At 65.9% G+C, this 25,003-nt stretch carries 24 protein-coding genes; 9 read left to right on the top strand and 15 right to left on the bottom strand.

What is annotated here, in order from left to right; translation table 11 throughout:
* Positions 1-102 precede the first annotated feature (102 nt).
* Genes OU994_RS01310 through OU994_RS01300 form a run of 3 tightly spaced genes read right to left on the bottom strand, consistent with a single transcriptional unit; the run spans position 103 to position 4,450 of the window.
* Positions 103-2,766, bottom strand: a complete 2,664-nt coding sequence (locus tag OU994_RS01310) for an EAL domain-containing protein (protein WP_281609312.1) — start codon at positions 2,764-2,766, stop codon at positions 103-105.
* Positions 2,766-3,191 (bottom strand): phosphate ABC transporter substrate-binding protein, encoded by a 426-nt coding sequence (locus tag OU994_RS01305; RefSeq protein ID WP_281609311.1) that lies wholly within the window; start codon positions 3,189-3,191, stop codon positions 2,766-2,768. Before OU994_RS01305 ends, OU994_RS01310 begins: the two co-directional genes overlap by 1 nt.
* 11 nt (positions 3,192-3,202) lie before the next feature.
* A complete protein-coding gene (locus OU994_RS01300) occupies positions 3,203-4,450 on the bottom strand; it encodes a hypothetical protein (protein WP_281609310.1) in 1,248 nt (415 codons plus the stop codon).
* Between the two features lie 503 nt (positions 4,451-4,953).
* Here OU994_RS01300 and OU994_RS01295 point away from each other — a divergent pair.
* On the top strand, positions 4,954-5,700 hold the full coding sequence (locus tag OU994_RS01295) for a helix-turn-helix domain-containing protein (protein ID WP_281609309.1): 747 nt from the start codon (positions 4,954-4,956) through the stop codon (positions 5,698-5,700).
* A 400-nt stretch (positions 5,701-6,100) separates the two neighbouring features.
* Complete coding sequence (locus OU994_RS01290; RefSeq protein WP_281609308.1) at positions 6,101-6,763, top strand: uracil-DNA glycosylase; 663 nt, start codon at positions 6,101-6,103, stop codon at positions 6,761-6,763.
* A gap of 10 nt (positions 6,764-6,773) precedes the next feature.
* On the opposite strand, the gene OU994_RS01285 is transcribed toward OU994_RS01290, so the two are convergent.
* The gene (locus OU994_RS01285) at positions 6,774-7,208 is read right to left on the bottom strand and encodes a lysozyme inhibitor LprI family protein (RefSeq protein ID WP_281609307.1); all 435 of its coding nucleotides are present in this window, start codon (positions 7,206-7,208) and stop codon (positions 6,774-6,776) included.
* A gap of 9 nt (positions 7,209-7,217) precedes the next feature.
* Positions 7,218-8,093: an AraC family transcriptional regulator gene (locus OU994_RS01280; protein ID WP_281609306.1), complete on the bottom strand. Its 876-nt coding sequence runs from the start codon at positions 8,091-8,093 to the stop codon at positions 7,218-7,220.
* A 107-nt stretch (positions 8,094-8,200) separates the two neighbouring features.
* Between OU994_RS01280 and OU994_RS01275 the strand changes: the two genes are divergently transcribed.
* Positions 8,201-9,619: a cytochrome P450 gene (locus OU994_RS01275; protein WP_281609305.1), complete on the top strand. Its 1,419-nt coding sequence runs from the start codon at positions 8,201-8,203 to the stop codon at positions 9,617-9,619.
* 3 nt (positions 9,620-9,622) lie between these two features.
* Here OU994_RS01275 and OU994_RS01270 read toward each other — a convergent pair whose 3' ends face one another.
* The 4 genes from OU994_RS01270 to OU994_RS01255 all read right to left on the bottom strand — a co-directional run bounded on the left by OU994_RS01270 (position 9,623) and on the right by OU994_RS01255 (position 13,331).
* A complete protein-coding gene (locus OU994_RS01270) occupies positions 9,623-10,105 on the bottom strand; it encodes a nucleoside deaminase (protein ID WP_281609304.1) in 483 nt (160 codons plus the stop codon).
* Positions 10,106-10,259: 154 nt separating this feature from the next.
* On the bottom strand, positions 10,260-11,345 hold the full coding sequence (locus OU994_RS01265) for a BMP family ABC transporter substrate-binding protein (RefSeq protein WP_281611557.1): 1,086 nt from the start codon (positions 11,343-11,345) through the stop codon (positions 10,260-10,262).
* An 18-nt stretch (positions 11,346-11,363) separates the two neighbouring features.
* Positions 11,364-12,212, bottom strand: a complete 849-nt coding sequence (locus OU994_RS01260; RefSeq protein ID WP_131148532.1) for an outer envelope protein — start codon at positions 12,210-12,212, stop codon at positions 11,364-11,366.
* Between the two features lie 222 nt (positions 12,213-12,434).
* A complete protein-coding gene (locus OU994_RS01255; RefSeq protein WP_281609303.1) occupies positions 12,435-13,331 on the bottom strand; it encodes a GntR family transcriptional regulator in 897 nt (298 codons plus the stop codon).
* A gap of 263 nt (positions 13,332-13,594) precedes the next feature.
* On the opposite strand from OU994_RS01255, the gene OU994_RS01250 reads away from it, so the two are divergent.
* From OU994_RS01250 to OU994_RS01230, 5 genes are all read left to right on the top strand, one after another.
* Entirely contained in the window at positions 13,595-15,229 is a 1,635-nt protein-coding gene (locus OU994_RS01250; RefSeq protein WP_281609302.1) for an ABC transporter ATP-binding protein, read from the top strand.
* Complete coding sequence (locus OU994_RS01245; protein ID WP_281609301.1) at positions 15,216-16,319, top strand: ABC transporter permease; 1,104 nt, start codon at positions 15,216-15,218, stop codon at positions 16,317-16,319. The genes OU994_RS01250 and OU994_RS01245 overlap by 14 nt, the downstream gene beginning before the upstream one ends.
* Positions 16,316-17,239, top strand: coding sequence for an ABC transporter permease (locus tag OU994_RS01240; protein ID WP_281609300.1), 924 nt, complete (start codon positions 16,316-16,318; stop codon positions 17,237-17,239). Before OU994_RS01245 ends, OU994_RS01240 begins: the two co-directional genes overlap by 4 nt.
* Positions 17,240-17,310: 71 nt before the next feature.
* The gene (locus OU994_RS01235) at positions 17,311-17,733 is read left to right on the top strand and encodes a PaaI family thioesterase (RefSeq protein ID WP_131148537.1); all 423 of its coding nucleotides are present in this window, start codon (positions 17,311-17,313) and stop codon (positions 17,731-17,733) included.
* A gap of 297 nt (positions 17,734-18,030) precedes the next feature.
* On the top strand, positions 18,031-18,630 hold the full coding sequence (locus tag OU994_RS01230) for a LysE family translocator (protein ID WP_229420614.1): 600 nt from the start codon (positions 18,031-18,033) through the stop codon (positions 18,628-18,630).
* Between the two features lie 87 nt (positions 18,631-18,717).
* On the opposite strand, the gene OU994_RS01225 is transcribed toward OU994_RS01230, so the two are convergent.
* Complete coding sequence (locus OU994_RS01225; protein ID WP_281609299.1) at positions 18,718-19,152, bottom strand: STY0301 family protein; 435 nt, start codon at positions 19,150-19,152, stop codon at positions 18,718-18,720.
* A 209-nt stretch (positions 19,153-19,361) separates the two neighbouring features.
* On the bottom strand, positions 19,362-20,261 hold the full coding sequence (locus OU994_RS01220) for a LysR substrate-binding domain-containing protein (RefSeq protein WP_281609298.1): 900 nt from the start codon (positions 20,259-20,261) through the stop codon (positions 19,362-19,364).
* 122 nt (positions 20,262-20,383) lie between these two features.
* Between OU994_RS01220 and OU994_RS01215 the strand changes: the two genes are divergently transcribed.
* A complete protein-coding gene (locus OU994_RS01215; RefSeq protein ID WP_131148540.1) occupies positions 20,384-20,773 on the top strand; it encodes a RidA family protein in 390 nt (129 codons plus the stop codon).
* A gap of 7 nt (positions 20,774-20,780) precedes the next feature.
* Here OU994_RS01215 and OU994_RS01210 read toward each other — a convergent pair whose 3' ends face one another.
* The 4 genes from OU994_RS01210 to OU994_RS01195 all read right to left on the bottom strand — a co-directional run bounded on the left by OU994_RS01210 (position 20,781) and on the right by OU994_RS01195 (position 24,909).
* Positions 20,781-22,886 (bottom strand): TonB-dependent receptor, encoded by a 2,106-nt coding sequence (locus OU994_RS01210; protein WP_281609297.1) that lies wholly within the window; start codon positions 22,884-22,886, stop codon positions 20,781-20,783.
* A gap of 245 nt (positions 22,887-23,131) precedes the next feature.
* On the bottom strand, positions 23,132-23,644 hold the full coding sequence (locus OU994_RS01205; protein WP_131148542.1) for a TlpA disulfide reductase family protein: 513 nt from the start codon (positions 23,642-23,644) through the stop codon (positions 23,132-23,134).
* Positions 23,645-23,669: 25 nt separating this feature from the next.
* Positions 23,670-24,320, bottom strand: coding sequence for a BON domain-containing protein (locus tag OU994_RS01200; protein ID WP_131148543.1), 651 nt, complete (start codon positions 24,318-24,320; stop codon positions 23,670-23,672).
* Positions 24,313-24,909 carry a phosphoheptose isomerase gene (locus tag OU994_RS01195; RefSeq protein WP_131148544.1) on the bottom strand — a complete coding sequence of 199 codons (597 nt, stop codon included), beginning with the start codon at positions 24,907-24,909 and terminating at the stop codon, positions 24,313-24,315. The genes OU994_RS01200 and OU994_RS01195 overlap by 8 nt, the downstream gene beginning before the upstream one ends.
* Between the last annotated feature and the right edge of the window lie 94 nt (positions 24,910-25,003).

Here is a 25,003-nt window from a genome sequence, read left to right as displayed (position 1 = left end):
AGGTAGAGGATCGAAAGGGCAAGCGCGGCCATGTCATAAGAAAAAGCGGCTACCGAGGACATTCAGCCCCGATAGCCGCTCTTCAAGGCGGAATGCGAGCGCTCAGGCGCCGGCGTCGGCCACCGCGCTGGGCCTGGCCAGCATGGCCGCGATGTCGTCCGGCGGCACCGGCTTGCTGAACAGGTAACCCTGCATCTCGTCGCAGCCATTCTCCACCAGGAAGTCGCGCTGCTGCTCGGTTTCCACCCCTTCGGCGATCACGCGCATCTGCAACTGGTGCGACAGCGAAATGATCGCCCGGGCGATCGCCTGGTCGTCCGTGCTGTGCGCCAGGTCGCGCACGAACGACTTGTCGATCTTCAGGCGCGAGATCGGGAACGACTTCAATGCCGCCAGGCTGGAGTAGCCGGTACCGAAGTCGTCGATCGACAGCGCGATGCTCATGGTTTCCAGTTCGCGCATCTTGTCGATGGCCTGCTGCACATCGCGCATGATCAGGCTTTCCGTCACTTCCAGTTCCAGCCACTGTGCATCCAGGGCAGCCTCGGCCAGCGCGGCGGCGACCCGCCTGACCAGGTGCGGATCGTCGAACTGGCGCGGCGACACGTTGACCGACATGCTGATCGGCGGCAGCCCGGCATCCTGCCAGCGGCGCGCCTGCAGGCAGGCTTCGCGCAGGACCCATTCGCCGATGGCGACGATCATGCCGCTTTCCTCGGCCAGCGGAATGAACAGGTCCGGGCGCACCGTGCCCCGTTCCGGATGCTGCCAGCGCAGCAGCGCCTCCACGCCGAATACCTGGCCGCTCGCCAGGTCCACCTTGGGCTGGTACAGCAGGCGCAGCTGGTTGTCGTCGACCGCGCGGCGCAGTCCTTCCATCAGCGCCAGCTTTTCTTCCAGCGCCGCGTTCATTTCCTGCGCGTAGAACTGGCAGTTGTTCTTGCCCATTTCCTTGGCGCGGTACATGGCGGCATCGGCGTTCATCATCAGCGTATCGCGGCTGCCGCCATCGCGCGGGTACACGGCCGCGCCGATCGAGCAGCTGACCTGCACTTCCTGGCCATCCAGCACCACCGGGCGTACCACGGCGGCCAGGACCTTTTCCAGCAGCATGGCGCGGTCGGCATCGTCCGCGTCGGCCTGCGGCAGCACCAGCACGAATTCGTCGCCGCCGAAGCGGCCCACGGTATCGCTCTTGCGCACGCACTCGACCATGCGGCTGGCCACCGTCTTGAGCAGTTCGTCGCCGGCCGTGTGGCCCAGCGTGTCGTTGACGAGCTTGAAGCTGTCCAGGTCCACGAAGGCCACCATGACTTCCTGCCCTTCCCGTTCGGCGTGCAGGATCGACTGCTCGATACGGTCGCCGATCAGGTTGCGGTTGGGCAGGCCCGTCAGCGCGTCGTGCTGCGCCATGTGGAAGATGCGGGCCGCATCGCGCTTGCTCTCGGTGATGTCGCGCAGGATCGCCACCACGCCGCCCTCCACGCCCACCACTTGCCAGTGCATCCATTCGGCCTGGATTTCCGGCATGTCGTTGTGCCACTCCTCCTGCTGCACGCCGCCTTCGGCCGTGATACGGCAAAGGGTGGCGAAGATGCCGTTGTCCCGCGCGCGCGGCAGCCACTGCAGCAACGTCGTATTGCGCATCTCTTCCTTGCTGCGCGCCGTCATCAGCTCGGCGCGGGTATTGGTGGAGACGATGCGGAAGTCGGCGATCTGCCTGTCCTTGCCATACACGGCGCGCAGCACGAAGAACGCATCGAGGTTCGCTTCCGATGCGGCGGCATAGGTTTCCTGTGCGCGGCGCACGCGGCGGCGCGCCTTGGCGCCCTGCCATGACCACAGCCACACCAGGGCGATCAGGATGATCAGCACGACCGACGCCGTGCCCGCCTCCCACATGTGGGTCAGGCGCCCGGTTTCGAATGCCGCCATCTGCTCGGCCTCGGCCAGGCCGACCACGACCACCAGGCCATACGTGCGCAGGGTACGCATGGCGGTGTAGCGGGGCACCTTGTCCAGCGTGGTGGTACGCGGCTGCGCGGACGCTTCCCGCGATGCCGCCAGGTCGAGGCGCTGGCCCCATGATGTGTTCTCGCCGATGCGCGCGGCGCGCACCACGCCGTCCGTGCCGAGGATGGCCAGCAGTCCCAGGTCGCCCTGGCGCGAACGCTCGTAGCCACTGGTGAAATAGGCCGGGGCCACTTCCACGATCGCCACGCCGGCGAACAGGCCGTCCGGGCCGTTCAGCCGGCGCGTGAAGTGGATGTGCCAGTCGTCGCGGCTGACGTCGCGCTGTGCTTCGGAGACGTACACCTGGCCGTTGTCGCGCTGCCGGTGGTACTCGAAATAGCGCTCGCCGGCCACGTTCTGCTCGGATGCGGCGGGGTTGCTGGCGACGATATGGCCGGAGGCATCGGCAATGCTCACGGCGAATACCAGGGCGGGCGGCAGCAGGCCTTCCTGCGCCAGTTCCGGCAGCGCCGCGGTCGGGCCTTTGCGTTCGGAGGCATACTTGACCAGCTTCAGGGTCTGGTCGATGCCGTTCAGGTTGCGCGCCACGTGCGCTTCATAGGTGTCGAGCAGTTCGTCGACCGACTCGCGCGCGGCGGCCTGCGCGGCCACCCGTTCGTTACCGATGAAGTGGAACGAGGCGGCCCATACCACGCCCAGCAGGACGAGCATGAACAGCGGCAAGGAAACGTAGGTCTCCAGGCCGAGCCGGAGCCAGCGCATCTTGCGGGGTGCGGGGCGCCCGGCCGTCATCAGCGCACCATCAGCACCGCACGCACGGTCGGGTCGAGCTCCGAGCGGTCGATGTAGCCGATCATGCCGGGATTGTCGGCAACCAGTTTCTTTACGCCGGCATTGCCGGGCACCTCACGCGGCGGCTGGCCGCGGCCGGTGAAGATCATCTTGGTCCAGTACGCCCGCATCAGGGCAGGCGAGCGGCGCGCCACCTTTTCATAGAATTCGTCGCGCAGCACCGTGCCGACCTGCTGGTCGACCGGCGTCGCCTCGCCGCCGTCCGGGAAGCGGTTCGATTCGGAGAGGAAGATATCGGCAACCTGGTCGGCGCGCATTGCCGTCACCGGTGCGCGGGCCGAGACGATGACCACCAGGTCAGCGGCGCCGGCACTGCCGGCCACCAGCAGGGCCGCGAGCGTACAACAGAGTTTTCGCTTCAACATGTCGGCCCCGCTCAGAACACGAAATCCACGCCGGCGCTGATCACGCCGAACGCGTGGCCGGAACGGAATCCTGGCTGCACGTTGGTCAACGTGCCGTTCGAGCCACCGCGCGGGCGAACGCGGTCGAGCTGCATCTTGACCGCATAGTTCGGCGCGATGTCCCAGCGCACGCCGACACTGGCGGTATCCTGCACGCCGATGGAGCGCAGCCGCGCATTCAACTCGGTGTTCAGCAAAGTGGCCAGCCCGGCCGCGGCGGGCGGCAAGCCCCCCGTGGGCACGCCGTCGACCTGGGTAGCCATGTTGACGTCGACCCGGGCCAGCGTGGCATACGGCGCCACGGTGCCGAACCGGTATCCACCGCTGAGATATCCCGCGGTCTGGTCACCCAGCATGGAGCGGGTGTTGACACGCCCGATCTCGCCCATCAGGAACCAGTGGCCCGGATCGTAGCTGAAACCCGCGTTGTAGATGTCGATCTTGCGCGAGGCGATGTCGTAGCGGTTCGCCAGGGCGACACCGCGCGGCCCGAAACTGCGCAGGGCATCGAACATCTCTTCGGCACCGGGAATGTTCATCGTCGTCGATGCGGCGGTGGCACGCATCGTCAGGGCGCCGATCGTCGTGTTTTGTGTAATGGCATACGCATCGCGCGACTTGCCGCGGATTTCAGGGGTGATCTGCACGTCCGCATTGCCGAGCGTGACCTGGGTTTCATGCTTGGCGCCCCAGGCGTTCCAGCGGTAGGTGGCATCGACGCCATCGTTGCTGGAGATCGGCATCAGGCTGTACAGCTCGACCGGGGGCCGCACCCATGGCAGCGCGTAGCTGGCCTTGCGGTAGTCCGCGGCCAGGAACAGCGGCAGCGCGATACGGCCGGCCCGCACCGACAGCTCCGGCGTGACCTGGTATTTCACGTTCGCCCATTCGACATGCGGCCTGAACGAGCCCCGGACATCCTTTTCATGCACCACCTGGATCACGGCAGACCAGCGTTTATCGAGCTGCACGCCGAGCTGCGCGCCGAGCCGGCTATCCACGTCGAATGCCCATTCCTTGCTGTAGCCGGCCTGGCCGGGCGATATCGGGCTGGCCGTATAGTCGGCCTGGTCCGCCGTGGAATGCACGCCGACCAGCGTGCCGAAGCCGCCGAACGTCCATTTGGCCTGTGCGTATGCGCCACCGTGCGTGCACGCGAGGGCGAAGGCGGCAGCGCAGGCGGCTTTGCACCGGCGCGTAACGAAAAGAACTGATGACATAATTTCCTGGGCCATGCGTCGCTGCGCGCGTGATGGCGTTACTTGCAGCGTTTGTTTTAGCGCTTCAAGTGGCGCTGGTAGTAGCAAAGGGGAGCTGTTGCAGACGGTACGTCGCTGGTACATCGAAACTGGGTGGCGGTACGGGATTGAGGGACCGCGCGAGCCCCTACTCTATTGGATTGCCAGCTTCCTGTCGATAAGTTTCCGTATGGAACTAAAAGAAAACCGCAAAGCAATGCCGGCATACAACAGCCGAGAGCAGTCTCGGACACCCGCATGCCAGGGCGCGTCGCCCGCCGTCCGGCCAACAACGGGAACTTTCCCGCACCAGGGGGGTGGTGGGGAACGCTTGCCGTCGATCTGCGCACCTGCCGAGGCCAGCGGGAACGACCAGGCGGATGAGTTTCTCGGAAATTCTTGCTAATTCATCAATATTCATCTTCCAAGTCATGCATGAATGCCGAAGAATACGGGCTATTCGATGACCTCCAGGAAAGGATGCAATGAATTTCGGCGAAAAACTCAAGCAGATCCGTACGCAGCGCGGGCTTACCCAGCCACAGTTCGCGGAACAGCTCGGAATCGAACAGTCCTACCTCTCGAAGCTGGAAAATGATAAATCGGTCCCGTCCGCGGAAATGTTCAACGCCATCCTTGCCGGCACCGGCATGGACGCCGCCACGTTCCTGAGCGACATCGACCAGGAAACGCTCGCCACGACCTTGCGGCACATCCCGGCGGTGACCCGGTTCAGCGACCATGCGGTGACGGTACAGGTGCATCACTACCAGCGCTGGCTGTATGGCTGCGCGCTGGTGTGGATCGTCGGGTTCGCGCTGATGCTGGCGGCGAACGATGGCATTTTCTATTCCAACAAGGTGTACCGCTATTTTTCGCCCGGCGTGATCCTGGCGGGGGAAAGCGAACTGGTGTTCGACAAGTACGAGCAGATCCTGAACCTGCGGCAACTGGCCAAGATCATCACGCCCGAAGAGTTCGCCGGCCAGCTGGCCGACTTCAAGGCGAACCGGGCCAGGCCCCTGACGGTGGAGACAACGGCCTATCGCGGCAGCGCATACCTGGAACCGGCGGAAAACGGCCGCCGGCGATTCGAATTGCTCAACGAGAAACACATCGAGGCGCCCGGCAACCGCGTCCTCCAGTTTCTCGGCGCGATCATCCTCGCCTCCGGTTTCGTCGGACTGTTCATCGAATGGCGCCTGCGCCGCATGAAAAACAAAACCCATTGACCAGGCAAGGAGATTCACATGTCGCAGATCCGGACTTTCCTCAGCGGTGCCACGACGATGGCAGCCACCCTGGCCGCCGTGTTCGCGCTGACCGGCGCCTGGAAAGGTGCCCGGGGCCGCACCAGGTGCTGTTGCTGGTCAGTGCCGACGGCAAGGCGCAGATCCAGATGCTGGATGAACAGGGGAGGTGGTCAAGTCGATCGAGCCCGGTTCCCCAGGGTGACCCTGTACGCTTCGGTGGCCTGCGGGTCGTTCACGCAACGGGCCGTATAATCGGGGCTCCGCTGCACACAGCCGAGCTGCGATCCACCGCGGTCACCTGGCGAGACGCTGGCTCGACATCGATCTGTCTGTACGGACGGCGGCCCCCGGGCCGCCGTTTTCACATCCGGACCCGACCATGACCGTACGCATCGAGCCATCCTGGAAGCAGCACCTGCACGCCGAGTTCGAGAAGCCCTACTGGACCGAACTCACCGATTTTGTCCGCGCCGAGTACGCCGCCGGCCAATGCTGCCCGCCGGGCAAGCACATCTTCCGGGCCTTCGACCTCACGCCGTTCGACCAGGTCAAGGTCGTCATCCTCGGGCAGGACCCGTACCACACGCCCGGCGCCGCGATGGGCTTCTGCTTCTCCGTCCCGGACGGCAACCGCCCGCAGCCGAGCCTGCAGAACATCTTCCAGGAACTGGAAAGCGACCTGGGCATACGGCGCACGCGCACCGACCTGTCCGACTGGGCGGAACAGGGCGTGTTCCTGCTGAACGCCGTGCTGACCGTGCGCGCCCGGGCCGCCGGTTCGCATGCGGGGAAGGGCTGGGAAACCTTCACCGATACCGCGATCCGCACGCTGTCCGAAGAACGCGAGCATCTCGTGTTCATCCTGTGGGGCAGCTATGCAATCGCCAAGAAGGCGCTGATCGACACGGCGAAGCACCTCGTCATCACATCGCCGCACCCGTCGCCATTTTCGGCGCATAAAGGGTTCTTCGGCAGCAGGCCGTTTTCACGGGCGAACGATTATTTGCGGGAGCAGGGCAAGGAGCCGATTTCTTGGGGGTGAGCAGGCGCCGTTATTCGAGTGGCATGGTCTCCGTCAGCCGCTTCAGCGCCACGGTACGTTCTGTATTGAGGCCATAGACACATGCCAGCCGGCGCATTTCCAGGGCCGCGCCAATCGCTCCGCCGCCGAGCGACGTGGCAAATGCGCACTGCGCGTCGCGGTATTTCACGAAAGCGTTTTTCGATGTACGCAGCCGGCTTCGGGCACGCGCGATGTACTGCTCATCTTCATCCCATCGCTCGACTGAGATCGCTGCCCTGGCTTCCGCCCGGGCGAGTGATTTCAAGCTGTTACGCACCTTGCGTTGCAGGCATTCCCGAAAGCCGGCCTGGGAAAACTCGTCGCATTGTTCGAGCACCGCGGCAGCCGCATCCACTTGCGGCTCGCCATGAACTTCAGTGAAGGCCATCGCGCAGGCACAGGCAAGACTGAACTTTCTCCACATGTTTTCCTCCTACCACCAGATCCGGTACGGCCAGTAACTCTCATCCGTCTCCGCCAGCCGGATGATCTCCCGCGGGCTGTTGCCGATCAGCTCACGTGCTTCGCGCGACAGGTGCGCCTGGTCCGAATAGCCGCCGCGCAGCGCGACATCCGACAGCGACACGTGCCCGGCCTGGTGCTCGTCGCGCGCGGCAAGCAGCGATTCCTCCACGCGAGCGAAGCGCCGCAGCGTGCGTAGCGGATGCCCCGCCCAGGCCCGCACGCGCCGTTCGGCCATCCGCGCGCTGCGTCCGGCGCCGGTGGCCGCGGCGCGCACCGCGAGCGCCTGCACCCAGTCCCGCGCCGGCAGCCATGCGCCGACGCCAGTCGGGGCGCGGGCTGCGCGCCAGCGTGGTTCCAGCCATGCTTCGAACACACGGATCCGCGCGTCGTCGTCGGGCGCTGCCACCACCGCGGCCAGCACTTCATGCCACTCGTCGCCGAGTACGGTATCGGCCGGTGTCATGGTGTCGAGCAGCGTGGCCATGTCGAGCCCTGTCAACGCATGCAGCGCATCGGCGAAGAACAGCACCGTCAGCGTGTGCACCGGGCCGGGATTGCCTGTTACGCATGGCCGTGTACGCGGGCCGGAGAAGATGGCGGCGCCCTGGGGCGCCACCGCGCCGGGCGTGGCCGGTTCGACAAGCTCGCCGCTGCCGGCGATCATCCAGGTGATCCCGCAGAATGGCGTGGCGGGGAAGCGGTTCAGCCGCTGGGCAGGCGCCAGGGGTACAGCCAGGGTGCTGCGCAGCATGTAGCCGCGGATGCACGAGGCAAGCGGCACGCCGGGTGCGACGAGGCGGGCGACCGTTGGCGGCAAGGGCGCAGTCATGGCTTGGTTTGTCATGGGCCGATTCTATCGCGGCGCGATGTCGTTCTGTCCATGTCGCAAACGTTCAAGACCGCCGGCGCACGGGGCGCCACACTGGCACCATCGAATGCACAGGAGCCCGCATGACAACCGCCGCCGTGAACATGCCCCAGCCGACGCCCCATCCGCGCGCCATCGCCGACCTGCCCGGTCCGCGCGGCCTGCCGCTGCTGGGCAACGCGCTGCAGCTGAAGCCCGCCACGATCCACCTGGCGATGGAGCGCTGGAGCCGGGAATATGGCGCCATGTTCCGCGCGCGGATCGGGTCGAGCGAGGTCGTCGTGCTGTCCGACAGCGCGGCCATCATGACGCTGCTGCGCGACCGGCCGGATGGCTTCCGGCGTCCCGCCATCACGGCCGAGGTGTCGGCCGAACTGGGCGGCAGCGTGGGGCTGTTCCTGGCCGAAGGCGATGTCTGGCGCGACCAGCGCCGCATGGTGATGCATGCCTTCTCGCCAACGGCGATCCGCGCCTACTTCGACCGCATGGTGCAGGTGGCGCAGCGCCTGGAAGCCCGCTGGATGGCAGCCGGCGACCGTGACATCGACCTGAACGCGGACCTGAAGCGCTACGCGGTGGACGTGATCGCCGGCCTTGCATTCGGCGCCGACGTGAACACGCTCGAGAGTGGCGGCGACTCGATCCAGGAGCACGTGGAAACCGTGCTGGCGGGTGTCGCGCGCCGTTCGCTGCTGCCGTTCGCCTACTGGCGCTGGTGCAGGCTGCCGGCGGACCGCCGGCTGGAGCGCAGCGTGCGCGCGGTGCGCGAGGCCACCGATGGTTTCATTGCCGCCGCGCGGGCCGCGATGGCGACCGATCCGGCGCTGCGGGAGCGCCCCGCGAACCTGCTGCAGGCCATGCTGGCCGCGGCTGAACAGCCAGGCAGCGGGGTGGACGACGATGCCGTCGCGGGCAACGTCTCGACGATGCTGCTGGCCGGCGAAGACACGACATCGAGCGCGCTGGCCTGGCTGATCTGGCTGCTGTGGCAAAACCCGCAGGCGCTGGCCCGCGCACAGGCCGAGGTGCGCCAGCATGCATCCGAACTGACGGTGGAAAGCATCGCTGCGCTCGACTACCTCGACGCCTGCGCGCTGGAGGCCATGCGCCTGAAACCGCCGGCGCCGTTCCTGCCGCTGCAAGCCATGCGCGACACCACGGTGCTGGGGGTGCACCTGCCGAAGGACACGCTGCTGTGGTGCGTAATGCGGCATGACAGCGTGGGCGACAAGGCATTCCCCGATCCGCTGCGCTTCGATCCCGAACGCTGGCTGGCCGGCACGGTGGACAAGAGCGTGGCACTGCCGTTCGGTGCCGGGCCGCGCATGTGCCCGGGGCGCTACCTGTCGCTGATGGAACTGAAGGTGGCGATGGCCGTGCTGCTGGGCCGTTTCGACATCGCCGGCGTGCGGGCGCGAGATCGCAGCGAACCGGCCGAGGTCATGGGATTCGTGATGGGGCCGACGCCGATGGCGATGCGGCTGCGGCCCAGGGCGGAATAACGCCTAGGCCCTGTGCCAGAAGCCCGCGTGCGCGATCTTCGCTTCCTCTTCGCGCAGCGGCCCGATCACCTCGGTGGGCCGCTGCCCGGCGGCGAACACCTGGCGGCAGGGCAGCGACAGGGTAGGGTTTTCCGGATCGCTGCCGGTCAGCAACAGCAGCGTGGCTTCGGACATCGCGTACACCACGCGCCCCACGCCGCTCCAGTAGGTGCCGCCGGCGCACATCGCGCAGGGTTCGGCGTTCGTGTACATCGTGGCACCGGCGAGCCTGTCCGGCGAGTGCTGCGCCGAGGCGATGCGCAGCGCATTCATCTCGGCGTGCGCGGTGCGGTCGCTGCTCGAAGCATTCATCGCCTGCGCGATCACGTTGCCATCGGCATCCGCGATGATGGCGGCGAACGGGTGGTGGCCTTCGTCGCGCGAGCGCTGGGCCAGCGCGAGCACGTCCGTGAGGAACTGGTGGTCGCGCGCTGTCGGTTCAGTCATGGATTCTTCTCGAAAAAGCGGGGCGGAATCAGCCGCCCAGCAAAAAAAAGCGGGGCGGCTGATTCCGCCCCGTAGCGCGTGTCGGATCGCGCAGGAATCAATCCGGAATCATTACCCCCGGAATCATGACCCCGGATTCATGACCCGTGAATCATTACTTGGGAATCGTGCCTTCCACGCCCTGCACGTAGAAGTTCATCGACATCAGTTCCTTCATCGGCATCTGCACGCCGGCGGCCACTTTCACGGCGCCCGACTGGTCCTTGATCGGACCCGTGAACGGTACCGCCGTGCCGGCCGCGAAGGCCGCCTTCTTCTCGTCGAAGAGCTTGGCCGCGTCGGCCGGCACTACCGGGTTCAGGGGCGACATCCTGACCATGCCTTCCTTCAGGCCGCCGTGCACATGGCCGGTCTTCCACGTTCCCGCCAGCACGGCCTTCGCCACTTCGGTGTAGTAGCCGCCCCACTGGTTGGTACTGGCCGTCAGGTGCGCCTTCGGCGCGAAGCGCTGCATGTCCGAATCCCAGCCGAAGGCGTACTTGCCTTTTTCCTGGGCGGCCTGCAGGGTGGCCGGGGAGTCGGTGTTCTGCGTCAGCACGTCGGCACCCTGGGCGATCAGCGTTTCCGCCGCCTGGCGTTCCTTGGCCGGGTCATACCAGCTGTTGACCCAGATGATGCGGGTCTTGATCTTCGGGTTCACGCTTTGCGCACCCAGCGTGAAGGCGTTGATGTTGCGGATCACTTCCGGCACCGGGAACGAACCCACGAAGCCGAGCGTATTCGTCTTCGTCATCTTGCCGGCGATGATGCCCTGCAGGTAGGAGCCTTCGAACAGGCGCGCCTCGTAGGCGCCCATGTTCTTCGTGGTCTTGAAGCCGGTGGCGTGCTGGAACACCACGTTCGGGAAAGCCTTCGCCACCTTTTCCGTGGCGTTCATGTAGCCGAACGAGGTGGTGAAAATGAGCTTGTTGCCATCCGCCGCAAGCTTGCGGATCACACGCTCGGAATCCGCGCCTTCCGGCACGTTCTCCACGTAGGTGGACTTCACCTTGCCGCCCAGCGCTTTCTCCATCTGGAGGCGGCCCTGTTCGTGGGCGTATGTCCAGCCCGCATCGCCGACCGGGCCGATGTAGACGAAGCCCACCTTCAGAGGTTCCTGTGCCTGCACCGGTGCGATGGCGGCCACCGACAGCGCGGCGGACAGGCTGGCAAGGGCGAGCAGCTTGCGACGATTCATGATGTTCCTCTTTCAGGTTGGTCAGAAATGGTATTCGGCACGCACCATCGGCGTGCGTGCCGTGGCGCCGCGGACGGTATCGGACGGGTTGCCGAACTTGTTCTTCCAGTACTGGTAGGCCACGCCGAGCTTGAAGGTCTTCGGATTGGCGCCCAGCAGCGGGCTCACGTCGTACATCAGCTTCATGTCGACATTGATTTCCACCGCCGTCGGGCCGCCGAACTCGTTCTTGCCCTTGGTGCCGATGTAGTTCGCGTAGCCTTCGAATTCCAGCGGCACGTTCGGGATCGGGATGCTCCAGGAACTGAACAGCGCCGCGTGGGTGTCGTAGCGGTAGCGGTTGGTGGAGGTTTGCGTGAAGCCGTTGTACGGAGCGTTGGATTCATGCAACGCCACCAGGCTCACGTTCAGGAAACCCGGCACGTCGAACATCACCGTGGGGCCGAGCACCAGCATGCGCTTCTTCGAGTTGTAGCCCGCGTCGGTCTTGCTGTTGATGTCGAAACCGGCCGTGATGCCCACGCCGCGCACCGGGCCGAAGGCGAGGTTCTTGCCCGTGACCTTGCCCAGGTCCAGGGTGTGGCGGTACAGCGCGTAGGCTTCGTGGGCGCCGGACCGGGCGCCGACGGCCGACGGGTCGTTTTCGTCCGACATCAGGTAATCGATGCTGAAGAAATTGCTGCCGTACTTGTAGCCGCTGGCATGGCTGAAGTTCACCACGTGCTTGACGATGTCGGCGCCGTTGTAGGGCTCCGAGAACTTCGAGCCGTAGCGGTAGCTCAGCGCCGTATCGCTCCAGTCGGCGGCATGGGCGGCGCTGGCGCAGGTGGCGGCGAGGGCGAAGGTAGCAGCAAAACGAATGGTCTTCATGCGGGGTCCTTGTAAGTGTTGTGTAACGGATTGCATCCAATGTGCCGATCGATTGCATGCAACACGACAGTACCTTTAGCAAGTACCGGGCCACCCCGCTGTCTCCTCTACGAAATGTCCGCCGCTGTGTAACGCCGCACCAGGACGGGTCGTTCCAACGCTGCCGATGTGCATTGCCGGTGCATTATGCACACAATTTTGGGGCGTTTTGTATACAATTTTCTAGAGCCCGCCCAGTGCTTCGGCCAGGCTCAACTTGCGTTCCGGTGTGCCTAAATGCAGCCGTGCCTCGATTTCCGCCAGGTGATGCTCGATCAGCGCGGTGGCGCCCTTCACGTCGCCCCGTTCGATGAGCGCCAGCAGGTCGTGGTGTTCGTGGTTGCCGCACATCGGCGCGCCCGGGTTTTCATAGACGGCGATGATCAGCGACGAGCGCGACACCAGTTCCACCATGAAGCGCTGCAGTACCGCATTGCCCGCCAGCTCGGCCATCAGCAGGTGGAATTCGCCGCCCAGGCGGATCCAGGCGGTGCGGTCGCCGCTGCGGCGTGCCTGTTCCTCGGCGTCCAGCGCGGCGCGGATGCGGCCGATCGAGGCGGGCGTGATGTTGCGGATCACCAGCGGCACGATCTCGCGCTCGATGGCGCGGCGGGCCGTGAACACGTCGCGCGCTTCCTGCGGCGAGGGCGATGCCACCACCGCGCCGCGGTTGGGGCGCAACACCACGATGTGCTCATGCGCCAGCCGCTGCAGCGCCTTGCGCACCGTGGTGCGGCTCACGCCATACAGTTCGCAGAATTCGGCCTCGCCCAGCCGCGTGCCCGGCGGCAGCTTGTGGCCCATCACGGCATTCACGACGGCGCTGTAGATGCGCAGGTCGACGGCGGCGGCGCCGCGCTTCCTGGCTGGTGCCGTGCCTGCGGCGTTGTCCGCCGCGTTGCCTGCCGCCTTGCTGGTGACCTTATTTACTACCTTATTTACTACCTTACTTGCTACCTTATTTACTACCTTACTTGCTACCTTGCTTACGGCATTGCTTGTTGCGTTACTGTCCGCCGCCGGATCGGCGGCGTGCGCGGGGCGGCCTGGTGGGCGCTCCGCTGGGGTGTGCTTGGTCATTGGCAGTCTCCGCATCGGTTCGGGATCGGGCGGGGTCGATCCGCACGCGATCGTAATGGCAAAGCACGAAGCGTGCACGCGATGGCCGGGGCCGCGCCATATCGGATGCACGATAGTGGGGCAATAGTGCACATTTTTTGGTGCAATTTGTATACAAAATGAACGATGGCGTATCCTGGATGGGCGCGCCCGGCCGGATGCCGGGCGGAAACCGTTGGCATGCAACTTGCACGGACTGTGCCATTACCCCGATGGAGCCGCAGATGAACGAACCACAGCCAGCGCCGCCCGGCCCGCACCGAACCGAGCCGCGGCTGCGGTTGCTCGGCATCTCGAAAATCTACCCCTCCGTCGTCGCCAACGACAGCGTGGACCTGGCCGTCATGCCGGGAGAAATCCATGCGGTGCTGGGCGAGAACGGCGCCGGCAAGAGCACGCTGATGAAGATGATCTATGGCGTGACGCGGCCCGACGCCGGCGAGATCCTGTGGGAAGGCAGGCAGGTCACGATCCCGTCGCCGGCCGCCGCGCGCCGCCTCGGCATCGGCATGGTGTTCCAGCACTTCGCCCTGTTCGAAACGCTGACCGTGGCGGAGAACATCGCGCTGGCGCTGGATGAAAGGATCACGCCGGCGAAGCTGGCGCCGCGCATCCGCGAGGTGTCGGCCCGCTACGGCCTGCCGCTCGACCCGGAACGGCGCGTGCACAGCATGTCCGTCGGCGAGCGGCAGCGCGTGGAAATCGTGCGCTGCCTGCTGCAGTCGCCGCGCCTGCTGATCATGGATGAGCCGACCTCGGTGCTGACACCCGATGCGGTGCAGAAGCTGTTCGTCTCCCTGCGCCAGCTGGCGGCCGAAGGCGTCAGCATCCTCTATATCAGCCACAAGCTCGACGAGATCCAGGCGCTGTGCGACCGCGCCACCGTGCTGCGCGCCGGCCGCGTATCCGGTACCGCCACGCCGCGCACGCAGACGGCGCACGAACTGGCCGAACTGATGATCGGCGGCGACCTGCCCACCTGCACGCTGGCGCCGCGCGAACCGGGCGAGGTGCGGCTGGCGCTGAACAAGCTGTCGCTGCCCAGCCCCGATCCATTCGGTACCGACCTGCGCGACATCACGCTGGACCTGCATGCCGGCGAAATCGTCGGCCTGGCCGGTGTCTCCGGCAACGGGCAGCAGGAATTGATGAAGGCGATTTCCGGCGAGGTACCGCTGCGCGGTGCGGCTGGCATCCGGCTGTGCGGCATCGAAGCGGGGCGGCTGAACGCCGCGGCGCGCCGCCGGCTCGGCCTCGGCTTCGTGCCGGAAGAACGGCTCGGCCGCGGCGCGGTTCCCGGCATGTCGCTGGCGGACAATGCGCTGCTCACGGGCTACCTGGCCGAGGGCGCTGGCATGCTGCGCAGTGGCCTGGCGGGTGGCTTGACGGGGGGCTTGACGGGAGGCTTGATTCGGCGTGGCGCGGTGCGCGACTTCGCCGACAGCGTGATCAGCCGCTTCAAGGTGAAATGCGCCGGCGCCGGCGCGGCGGCGTCCAGCCTCTCCGGCGGCAACCTGCAGAAATTCATCGTCGGCCGCGAGATCGCGCTGGCGCCCAGGGTGATGGTGCTCGCGCAGCCCACGTGGGGTGTCGACATCGGCGCGGCGATGCTGATCCGCCAGGCCATCATCGACCTGCGCGACCAGGGCGTCGCCGTGCTGGTGATCTCGGAAGAACTCGACGAACTGTTCATGATGTGCGACCGCATCGCCGTACTGGCCAAGGGCCGCCTGTCGCGCGCCGTGCCGGTGAAGGAAGCCACCGTCAATCAGATCGGGGTGTGGATGAGTGGCGACTTTTCCACAGGCGCCACCGCCCCCGCCACCAAGGAAGAAGGGAACCACCATGTCCCGGCTTGAAGCCCGCCCCGCGCCCTCGCGCGCGATGATGCTCGCCTCGCCGCTGATCGCCGCGCTGGCCATGCTCGTCACCGGTTCGATCCTGTTCCTGCTGCTGGGCCAGGAACCGCTGCACGCGTTCTATGTGTACTTCATCAAGCCGGCCACCACGCTGTATGGCGTGGGCGAACTGCTGTTGAAGGCCACGCCGCTGATCCTGTGCGGCGTGGGCCTGGCGATCGGTTTCCGGGCCGATGTGCACAATATCGGCGCGGACGGCCAGTTGACGGTGGGCGCCATCACCGCCGGCTGCGTGGCGCTGTACTTCGATGGCGTGGAAGCGCCCTGGGTGCTGCCGCTGATGCTCGTCGCCGGGGCGCTGGGCGGCATGGCGTGGGCGGCCATCCCGGCGCTGCTGCGCACGCGCTTCAACACGAGCGAGATCCTCGTCAGCCTGATGCTGGTGTACGTGGCCTACCTGCTGCTGAGCTACCTGGTGCATGGCCCGCTGCGCGATCCGGACGGTTTCAATTTCCCGCAATCGAAGATGTTCGGCGACTCCGCCACGCTGCCGCTGCTGGTCGAAGGCTTGCGCGTCAACGCGGCCTTCCTCCTGTCGCTGGCCGGCGTGGCGGGCGCGTGGTTCTTCTGCCGCCACACCTTCGCCGGCTACCGCATGCAGGTCAGCGGCATGGCGCCGGCCGCCGCGCTGTATGCGGGCTTCTCGGCGCCGAAGAACGTGTGGCTGGCGTTCCTCGTCAGCGGCGCCATGGCGGGGCTGGCGGGCGTGGGGGAGGTGGCCGGCCCGATCGGGCAGCTGCAGCCTTCCGTGTCGCCCGGCTATGGCTTCGCGGCGATCATCGTCGCCTATGTCGGCCGCCTGCATCCGGTGGGCGTGCTGCTGGCGGCGCTGCTGATGTCGCTGCTGTACATCGGCGGCGAGGCGGCGCAGATCGAGCTGCAGCTGCCATCCGCCATCACCGGCCTGTTCCAGGGGCTGCTGCTGTTCTACCTGCTGGCGGCGGACCTGTTCATCCACTACCGCTTCAAGCCGGGCGTGCGCGTGGCACCCGCCGGGAAAACGGCGGCCACCCCGGAGATCGCCGCATGAATCCCGACTACGTGATCGCATTTTTGGCCAGCACCGCCGGTGCCGCCACGCCGCTGGTGCTGGCATCGTCCGGCGAGCTGGTGGCGGAACGCTCCGGGGTGCTGAACCTGGGGCTCGAGGGCATCATGCTGGTGGGGGCCGTTACCGGCTTCATGGCCACCGTCTCTACCGGTTCGCTCCCCCTGGGCTTGCTGGCCGCGCTGCTGGCCGGCATGGCGATGTCGCTGATCTTCGGCTTCCTCGTGCTCACCCTGCAGACCAACCAGGTGGCGACCGGCCTGGCCCTGACGCTGTTCGGCATCGGCCTGTCCGCCTTCCTCGGCCGCGACCTGGTCGGCCAGACGGTGGCACCGATCGCACCGCTGTCGTTCCCGGTGCTCTCCGGCATACCCTTCTTCGGGCCGCTGCTGTTCCGCTTCGATCCCGTGGTCTACCTGTCGCTGCTGCTGGTCGTCGCGGCGGGCTGGATGCTGGCGCGCACGCGCATCGGCCTGCAGATCCGTGCCGTGGGCGAAGCGCCGCACAGCGCGCATGCGATCGGCATGCCGGTGATCGGGCTGCGCTATGCCGCCGTGCTGTTCGGCGGCGCCATGGCGGGCGTGGGCGGCGCCTACATGTCGCTGGCACTCACGCCGATGTGGGTGGAAGGCATGACGGCCGGCCGCGGCTGGATCGCGCTGGCACAGGTGGTGTTCGCCACCTGGAAGCCGCGCAACGTGGTGCTGGGCGCCTATCTCTTCGGTGGCGTGACGGTACTGCAGTTCCATGGCCAGGGCATGGGGCTGGCGGTGCCGTCGCAATTCCTGTCGATGCTGCCGTATCTGGCGACGATCGTGATCCTGGTGATCATCTGCCGCGATCCGAAGACGATCCTGCTGAACAAGCCGATGTCGCTGGGGCAGAACTTCAAGGCCGACTGACGATTTAGAGGAACGGCTCTCTGGCATGGTGTCCCAAGGTTTATCATGCAACATTCAATCGGGGAGACACCATGGACGACATCCAGCAAAAACTCGAACGCTTCAACAGCCGCGCCGGCGGCACGCTGCCGGACCACATGAACATCCGCTTCACGGCCGCAGCGGCGGGGGAACTCTCGGCCGAGATCGAGATCCAGAAGCATCACCTCGCCCCCAACGGCTTCCTGCACGCCGGCACGGTGGTCACGCTGGCCGATACGGCGTGCGGCTACGGCTGCTTCGTCAACCTGCCAGAAGGCGCCGAGAACTTCACCACCATCGAGCTGAAGTCGAACCACCTGGGCACCGCGCGCGACGGCACCATCGCCGTCACGGCCCGGGCTGTCCACATGGGCAAGACCACGCAGGTGTGGGACGCCACCGTCAGCAACAAGGCGACCGGCAAGACGATCGCGCTGTTCCGCTGCACGCAGATGATCCTTTATCCGAAATGACACCATGCTGTACGCGGGGATAGCGATCATCATCACAGGGATCGTGTCGGCGCTGTCGCCGATCCTGCGCGAGTGGTACGCGCACCGCAAGCGGAAAGAGCGCGAGGGCAGGGACCGGCACTAGGCGCTAGCGCTTCCCTGGCGCTGCCGTCGGCCAGCGGAGCCATCGGCCAGCGCCGCCATCGGCAACTGTACTGGTACAAGCGCCGCAACGAAGGCCGTGCATACTGGCGCCGGTGTATCGGTACTGTACCGAGCACCTGGTTTAGCATGGACACGTTACCCGTGGAGCGAGCCATGCACTTCCTGATCCCCTACCTGCCGCTGATGATGTTCGCCTTCGTGTCGTCGATCACGCCAGGGCCGAACAACATCATGCTGACCTCGTCCGGCATCTGGTTCGGCTTTCGCCGCTCGATCCCGCACATGCTGGGCATTACCATCGGTTTCGGTGCGCTGCTGGCCGTCTGCGCGACCGGCATCGGCGCGCTGGTGATGGCGGTGCCGGCGGCACAGTTCGCGCTGCGGGTCGCCGGTTCCGGCTACCTGCTGTACCTGGCCTGGCAGCTGCGCGACATGCGTTTCGATGGCCAGGCCGAGCAGGCGCGCAAGCCCATGGGTTTCATGGCCGCCGCCGCTTTCCAGTTCTGCAATCCCAAGGCCTGGGTCATGGCGATCACGGGCAGCTCGGCCTTCCTGCCGCAAGGCATGCCGGCATCCGTCGCGATCGCGCTGTTCTGCCTGATCTTCTGCGCCGTCAACCTGCCGTGCATCTCCGTGTGGACCGGCGCTGGCGCACTGCTGCGGCGCTACCTGTCGCAGCCGTTGTGGCGCAAGGTGTTCTGCGCAACGATGGTGGCGTTGACGGTGTATTCGGCGCTGGCGATGTGGCTGTAGGTGGAGTGGCTGTAACGTGAACGAAGGCAGGCGTTAGTGCCTGTCTTCGCCACGTATTGCCGATGCCTGTAACGCAAGGGTTTCAGCTCAGCTGCAGCGGATCTCGATGCGCCTCGGATTGCCGGCCACCAGCTTGTGATGCCTGATGATGCATTGCCTGATCTTGTCGTCGAGCCGGCGCGACATGATGAACTCACCCGATCTGCCGTATCTGCAAACAAGCCAGCGTTCTTCGTCCTGGCCGGCTCCGCCGAAGCGATATGACGTGCCATTACCTTTGGCATCCAGCGGTTCGCCCCGCAGTTGCATCTCGCTCGCGGGCGGGCCGGCGGACATGCCCGCACCGAATAGTGGCAGGGAATGTGGCACATACGGCTGCCACTCGCCGCGCGAGGCCAGCGTGACGTGGCCGGGAGTTATCTCATCGGGGCATTCGAGCTGCCCGGCTTGCGCAGCCTGGGCACCACCTGCCGCCAGCAGGGACAATGCAATGCGGGTCAAAACGACGCGTGCAGGGCTCATTTGATCACCGAAAAGGCAAATGCGTTATCGGAAGGGCGATGGTACGTACCGTCATTGTAGATCTTCAGTCGCCAAATAAAACGGCGAGAGATGAAGGGTTTATTTCCATCGGATTCTATTGGTCCATCACCGAGATTCCGGTACTGGTTGTTGTGGCTCTGGCGCAGGCCTGGCGAACGGCAGAGTGCCGGGCCTGGGGCGCTTTCGCCTCACCCAGGCAGCCCGGCTGGCACGGCTGCCTGATTCCTCAGCCACGCCAGCGCAGCCTCCACATGGGGCGCCGGCGCATGCCCGGCACTGCGCACCAGGTGATAGGTGTGGCCCGGAATCGCCGGCCCGAAGGGCTGGACCAGCCGGCCATCGGCGAGTTCCGCCGCGAGCAGGTCGAGGCTCAGCAGCGCGACGCCCTGGCCAGCCAGCACGGCGCCGATGGCATGCGCTTCGTCCGAGAAGCGCAGCTGGGCGCGTACTGCATCGGCAGCCAGCCCGGCGGCGGCGAACCAGCGTTCCCATGTGGGATTCGACGGATGCTGGTATTCCCACCTGAAGTCGATCAGCGGCAGGCGATGCAGGTCCGCGATCGACGCGGCGCCGAGATCCGGGCTGGCGAGCGGGGCGAAGCGGTCGCTGAACAGCGGCTCGGCCACCATGCCGGGATACTCGCCGCGGCCATAGCGGATCGCCAGGTCGGCGCCAGCACCATCCAGTGCGACGGCCCGGTCGGAAGCATGCAATTCCAAGTCGATGCCGGGGTGCAGAGCGCGAAAACGGGCGACCCGCGGGGCCAGCCAGTACGCCATGAAGGCACTGGTGGTCGAGATCGTCACGCGCTGCGGGACCTGGGGCCGGGCGAGGCGCTGAAGTGCCAGCTCGAAGGTATTGAAGCCGTCGCGCAGCACCGGATACAGGGCCTTGCCGGCCTCGGTCAGCACGACCTTGCGCACCTGGCGATCGAACAGCGCGACGCCGGTGTGCTCTTCCAGCGTGCGGATCTGGTGGCTGATGGCGGTGGGTGTCACGGCGAGTTCGCTGGCCGCTTCCTTGAAGCTGCCATGCCGCGCCGCCGCTTCGAAGGCGCGCAATGCCGAAAGGGGAGGGAGTCGCCGCATGCGCTATGAATGAGCCGGGTTCACCTGATGCCTGAGGATTTCGAGTTTGTCGCCGCCACGGGATGCACTTACCTTGCTGGTATCGGCAGATGCCGCATCCCTGATAGCGAAAGGACTTTACCATGCTGGAACGCGTGATCACCCAACCGGACAACTACGAACCATTCCTGCTCTCGCAGGGCATCAGGTTCGGCGACCTGCTGTTTGTTTCCGGCCAGGCCGGTGCCGGCGACGATGGCCGGATCGTTGCGGGCGGCTTCCGCGCCCAGGGCGAGCAGGCATTCGCCAACCTGCGGCGCGTGCTGGAAGCGGGAGGCTCCAGCCTTGGCGATGTCGTCAAGGTCACCATCTTCGTGACCGACATGGGGCATTTCCAGGACGTGGTCGAACTGCGCCGCAAGTTCTTCAGCGCGCCGTATCCCGCCGACACCATTGCTGAAATCAGGGCGCTGTACGATCCAGCGGCGATGATCGAAATCGAGGCCATCGCCGCGGTTCGGCCGGGCGGCTGATCGCGCATCACTCGATCTTTTGAACGAAGCCCAGATACACACGCCGGGCGACGAAATGATCGAAGCCCGCCTGGCGGAACGTGGCTGTCCCGGTCCGGTAAGTGCGCTTGCTGCCATCGAACAGATCGCTGGCGTTGACGGTCAGGTCCAGCGACCCGGTCAAGGCGCGCTTCCACGTCAGGTTGACGTTGCTGGTCGATCCATTCCGGCCCAGCGGCGTGATGGCGGATGCCTGCACGTGCGCATCGAGCGACACGTGGTCCTGCCCGGCGCTGTAGGCGGCCCTGAAGTTCAGGTAGCCCGACGCGCCGTGCTGGTGCACCAGCGCTGCTGCATCGGGCGTCGACAGCGCGATGCGGTACACGCTGCCGTCCACGCCCAGGCGCAGCGCCGCGGCGGGTGTCCAGTCGAGCGAGCCGGTGATGCCCGTCGAGCGGGCCAGTCCGCCATTCTGTTTCGACGTCACCAGCACATCGCCGGCGTTACTGCGCGCATCGACCACCGTGGCGCGGCTGGTGCGGTGGAAGGCGCCGAGGCTGCCGCTCAGTTGCGCGGCTGTCGCGGTGGTGCCGATCTCCCATGAGGCCAGGCGCTGCGGTCCCAGGTCGGGATTGCCGCGGCTGAGGTTTTGCGCATCGACGTAGGTCGTGAATGGATTGAGGTCGCGCGGGTCCGGGCGCTGCAGGCTGCGGCGATAGCCGAGGGTCAAGGCAGCGTTGCCGGCGAGCGCATACTCGAGGTGGAGGCTGGGATTGAATGCCTGCCAATGCCCGGTTCGCAGGGTGGTTTGCGCCGACCCTACCTGAAGTTCCATGCGCTCGAACCGGCCGCCCAGCAGGGCTTCCCATTGGCCGTACCTGAGCCGGTTCGTCAGGTAGGCGGCGGCCAGCGTCGTCTTCACCTTGTAGCCGTTGGTCGTATCGGGATCGGGCGTTTCCATGCCCGTCGAGGCGTCGATGGACGCCTGGTAGTTATGGAGGTCGTTCACTTCGTCCTGGAGATCGGCGCCCAGGCCCCACTGTCCATGCACGGTGCCGCTGCCCGCCAGCCGGCTCCAGTCCAGCGTGGCCTGGTCGAGGCGGCGTGCCGACCTGGTGGCGCCATGGCTGTACGCGGTGGCGTACGCCGGTGCGACGAAGACGTCCCGGTAGGACTTGTCGAGCAGGCCGGTCGTGCGGCTGCGCTGCACGGTGGCCTTGAGCGCCTTGCCGCCGCCCTGGCGGGTCCAGGCCAGGCTGGCACTGTCGTCGGACTGCTCGTTGGGGCCCTCGGAGATGCGGTGATACACCGTCTCGCCAGTGCCACTGCCCGCCACGTTCAGCGTGTCGAGCAGTGGACGCGAGCGGCGCGAGTTGTGCCGCGCGGAGAAGCTCACGCTATCGGTGTCGCTCAGGGTGTAGTCGATGCCCAGTGCCGCGCTCCGAACGATGCGGCGCACGAATACGCCCGAGGTCTGCAAGCTGTATCTCGTTCCGTCTCCACCTTCGCCTCCAGCGCCGTCGCCGGCTTCTTGGCCGGACGGATCATGCCAGTCGACCGCCGAGCGGCGCCATTTCTGCGTGCCGTCGCGGCGGTACGCCAGGCTGCCATGCACGCTGAAGTTTTTCCTGGCCATGTCGCCCGACCAGCCGGCATTCCACAGGCCCCGGTCCGCGGCGCTGGCCCGCACCTGCGCGCGGGCACCGGGCCGGCGATTGCGCTTCAGGACGATGTTGACGATCGCGCCGCCGTTGGCCTGGTATGCGGCGGAAGGGTTGGTGATCACCTCGACGCTGGCAATGTCCGCCCCGCTCATGGTCTGCAGGGCCACCGCGCGTTCTTCGCCCGACATCGTGGCCGTCGGCTTGCCGTCCACCAGCACCGTGACCTGGTCGTTGCCCTTGACGGCGATGCGCCCGTCGGCCGTTACCGATACCTCGGGCGTCGATTGCAGCACGTCCTGCGCGGTACCGTTGGCCGCCCGGGGCATTGACGCAACGTCATGGACCGTCTTGTCCAGTTTCCGGACGACCGGCTCCTTTTGGGCCGTCACCGTCACGGTCGCGATGGGGGGATCTTCGGCGTGCGCGTGTTCCGGCAGCGAGAAGAGTGCGGGCAGTCCGAACAGGATCATCGAAAGCGTCGTTCCAGGTCGCATGGCACGGGTGCGGCGCGGGGCCGCCATGTCGAAAGAGCCCGAGTATAGGCAGGCCGGCACCGGCACAATGGCGTGTTGGGACAGAGGCCCCGATCAGTGGGACGAGGAGGGCAGCAGGGTTGCCGCGCGCCGCATCTGCTTCGTGGTCCGTGTAGCGGGCCGCATCGGCAGGAAAAGGCCAGCCAGTGCCGCTTCGATCGGCAGCGCGATCGAACCGGGCCTTATCCCTTCAGGGCCTTGGCCAGCAATGCGTGCAGCGCGGCGAATTCGGGCTTGCCCACGTAGCGCTTGATGATCTTGCCATCCTTGTCGATGACGAAGGTGGTGGGCGTGAGCGACACGTCGCCATAAGCCTTGGCGGCTTCGCCAGTGATGTCGAGCGCGACCTTGAACGGCAGCTGCCGCGTTTCGGTGAAATTGACCACGTAGTTCGGCGGGTCGTACTTCATCGCCACGGCGATGAATTCCAGGCCCTGGCCCTTGAACTTGTTGTACGTGTCGACCATTTCCGGCATCTCGGCCACGCAGCTGGCGCACGAGGTAGCCCAGAAATTCACCATCACCACCTTGCCGCGCAGGTCGGCCGGCGTGATGCGTTCCCCCTTGATGCCGGTGAACGTGACCTGCGGCGCGGCCGGCGCGCTGTTCAGCGAGGTGTAGGCGGCGAAGCCCAGGCCGGCGATCACGGCGGCCGCGAGCGCCGGCTTCACCCAGGCTTTGGAAGAGCTGCTCATGATCGATGGCCGTCAGTTCATGCGCTTAGTTCGACGCTTGCGCCGGGGCCGGCGTGCTCTGGTACTGCTTGTACTCGTCTTCCGAGATGTACTCGAACACGCGCACCACTTTCGTCACGCCGCTGACGCCACGCGCGATCTCGGTGGCGCGGTTGGCTTCGAACTGCGTCACGCGGCCCATCAGGTACACTTCGCCGCGCTCGGTGACCACCTTGAACGAATTGGCGGAAATATCCTTCGCATCGACCAGGCTGGCTTTCACCTTGGTGGTCAGCAGCGTGTCGTTCGAGCGCGACGTGTAGCTCGCCGGGCCGGCGATCGCCAGCTCGTTGGTGACCGACTGCACACCCTCGATGGCCTTCACTTCGCGCTCGACGGCATCCTTCTTCGCCTGGTCGGGCACTTCACCGGTGATCAGCACCTTGCGGTTGAACGAGTTGACGTTCACGTGGCCGGTATCGTCGAGGATGTTGCGGAGCCGGTTGCTGGCCTTGACGGCGATGGTCTTGTCCTCGGTCTGCGCGCCGAACGTGCGGCGGTCCGATGCCGCCATCGTGCCGGCGACGGCACCGCCGACGACCAGGCCGACACAGCCTGACAGGCTGCTCATCAACGCGCCGCCCAGCAGGGCAATCGCGACCGGGCGCTGCACACGTGCCAGCAGGGCATTACTCATTCACATCTCCTCCGAACAGGGCGACATCGATGCCGTCGCAAATGCAATGGATACACGTCAGGTGTACTTCCTGGATGCGCGCGGTGCGCTCGGCGGGAACGCAGATATGCACGTCGGCATCGGTCAGCATCTTGCCGATCGCGCCGCCACCCTTGCCGGTCAGCGCCACCACGCGCATCTCGCGTTCCAGCGCCGCCTCGATCGCGGCCATCACATTGGCCGAGTTGCCGGAGGTGGAAATGGCCAGCAGGATATCGCCGGCCTGGCCGAATGCCTGGACCTGCTTGCTGAAGATTTCACGGTAGCTGTAATCGTTCGCCACAGCCGTCAGCAGCGACGTATCGGTGGTCAGTGCCAGCGCGGGCAGCGGGAAGCGCTCGCGCTCGAAACGGCCCACCAGCTCCGCAGCGAAGTGCTGGGAGTCGGCTGCCGAGCCGCCGTTGCCGCAGGCGAGAATCTTGTTGCCATTGGAAAGGGCTGAGAACATCAGTTCGATCGCCTGCGCCAGCGGTTGGGCAAGCACGGTGGCGGACTGGATCTTGGTTTCGGCACTTTCATGAAAGTGCGAGAGGATGCGTTGGTTCGTCATAGTCTTGAAATTATATAGTGCTGCGCACCGTCACGACCGGCAACGCCTGTTAATAATGCTTACAAAAGCAGCTTAATAAAAGATTAACGCCGAG

Origin of the sequence: Pseudoduganella sp. SL102 (assembly GCF_027856995.1) — a bacterium.
Classification (GTDB): Bacteria; Pseudomonadota; Gammaproteobacteria; order Burkholderiales; family Burkholderiaceae_D; genus Rugamonas; species Rugamonas albidiflava.
Note: the sequence above shows the minus strand (reverse complement) of the source record. Positions and strands in the feature narration are given on the sequence as shown.

What these genes read in the sequence shown, in the direction of transcription:
- OU994_RS01310 (WP_281609312.1), bottom strand. Translation starts at nt 2,766, where the DNA reads ATGACGGCCGGGCGCCCCGCACCCCGCAAGATGCGCTGGCTCCGGCTC.
- OU994_RS01305 (WP_281609311.1), bottom strand. Translation starts at nt 3,191, where the DNA reads ATGTTGAAGCGAAAACTCTGTTGTACGCTCGCGGCCCTGCTGGTGGCC.
- OU994_RS01300 (WP_281609310.1), bottom strand. Translation starts at nt 4,450, where the DNA reads ATGTCATCAGTTCTTTTCGTTACGCGCCGGTGCAAAGCCGCCTGCGCT.
- OU994_RS01295 (WP_281609309.1), top strand. Translation starts at nt 4,954, where the DNA reads ATGAATTTCGGCGAAAAACTCAAGCAGATCCGTACGCAGCGCGGGCTT.
- OU994_RS01290 (WP_281609308.1), top strand. Translation starts at nt 6,101, where the DNA reads ATGACCGTACGCATCGAGCCATCCTGGAAGCAGCACCTGCACGCCGAG.
- OU994_RS01285 (WP_281609307.1), bottom strand. Translation starts at nt 7,208, where the DNA reads ATGTGGAGAAAGTTCAGTCTTGCCTGTGCCTGCGCGATGGCCTTCACT.
- OU994_RS01280 (WP_281609306.1), bottom strand. Translation starts at nt 8,093, where the DNA reads ATGACAAACCAAGCCATGACTGCGCCCTTGCCGCCAACGGTCGCCCGC.
- OU994_RS01275 (WP_281609305.1), top strand. Translation starts at nt 8,201, where the DNA reads ATGACAACCGCCGCCGTGAACATGCCCCAGCCGACGCCCCATCCGCGC.
- OU994_RS01270 (WP_281609304.1), bottom strand. Translation starts at nt 10,105, where the DNA reads ATGACTGAACCGACAGCGCGCGACCACCAGTTCCTCACGGACGTGCTC.
- OU994_RS01260 (WP_131148532.1), bottom strand. Translation starts at nt 12,212, where the DNA reads ATGAAGACCATTCGTTTTGCTGCTACCTTCGCCCTCGCCGCCACCTGC.
- OU994_RS01255 (WP_281609303.1), bottom strand. Translation starts at nt 13,331, where the DNA reads ATGACCAAGCACACCCCAGCGGAGCGCCCACCAGGCCGCCCCGCGCAC.
- OU994_RS01250 (WP_281609302.1), top strand. Translation starts at nt 13,595, where the DNA reads ATGAACGAACCACAGCCAGCGCCGCCCGGCCCGCACCGAACCGAGCCG.
- OU994_RS01245 (WP_281609301.1), top strand. Translation starts at nt 15,216, where the DNA reads ATGTCCCGGCTTGAAGCCCGCCCCGCGCCCTCGCGCGCGATGATGCTC.
- OU994_RS01240 (WP_281609300.1), top strand. Translation starts at nt 16,316, where the DNA reads ATGAATCCCGACTACGTGATCGCATTTTTGGCCAGCACCGCCGGTGCC.
- OU994_RS01235 (WP_131148537.1), top strand. Translation starts at nt 17,311, where the DNA reads ATGGACGACATCCAGCAAAAACTCGAACGCTTCAACAGCCGCGCCGGC.
- OU994_RS01230 (WP_229420614.1), top strand. Translation starts at nt 18,031, where the DNA reads ATGCACTTCCTGATCCCCTACCTGCCGCTGATGATGTTCGCCTTCGTG.
- OU994_RS01225 (WP_281609299.1), bottom strand. Translation starts at nt 19,152, where the DNA reads ATGAGCCCTGCACGCGTCGTTTTGACCCGCATTGCATTGTCCCTGCTG.
- OU994_RS01220 (WP_281609298.1), bottom strand. Translation starts at nt 20,261, where the DNA reads ATGCGGCGACTCCCTCCCCTTTCGGCATTGCGCGCCTTCGAAGCGGCG.
- OU994_RS01215 (WP_131148540.1), top strand. Translation starts at nt 20,384, where the DNA reads ATGCTGGAACGCGTGATCACCCAACCGGACAACTACGAACCATTCCTG.
- OU994_RS01210 (WP_281609297.1), bottom strand. Translation starts at nt 22,886, where the DNA reads ATGATCCTGTTCGGACTGCCCGCACTCTTCTCGCTGCCGGAACACGCG.
- OU994_RS01205 (WP_131148542.1), bottom strand. Translation starts at nt 23,644, where the DNA reads ATGAGCAGCTCTTCCAAAGCCTGGGTGAAGCCGGCGCTCGCGGCCGCC.
- OU994_RS01200 (WP_131148543.1), bottom strand. Translation starts at nt 24,320, where the DNA reads ATGAGTAATGCCCTGCTGGCACGTGTGCAGCGCCCGGTCGCGATTGCC.
- OU994_RS01195 (WP_131148544.1), bottom strand. Translation starts at nt 24,909, where the DNA reads ATGACGAACCAACGCATCCTCTCGCACTTTCATGAAAGTGCCGAAACC.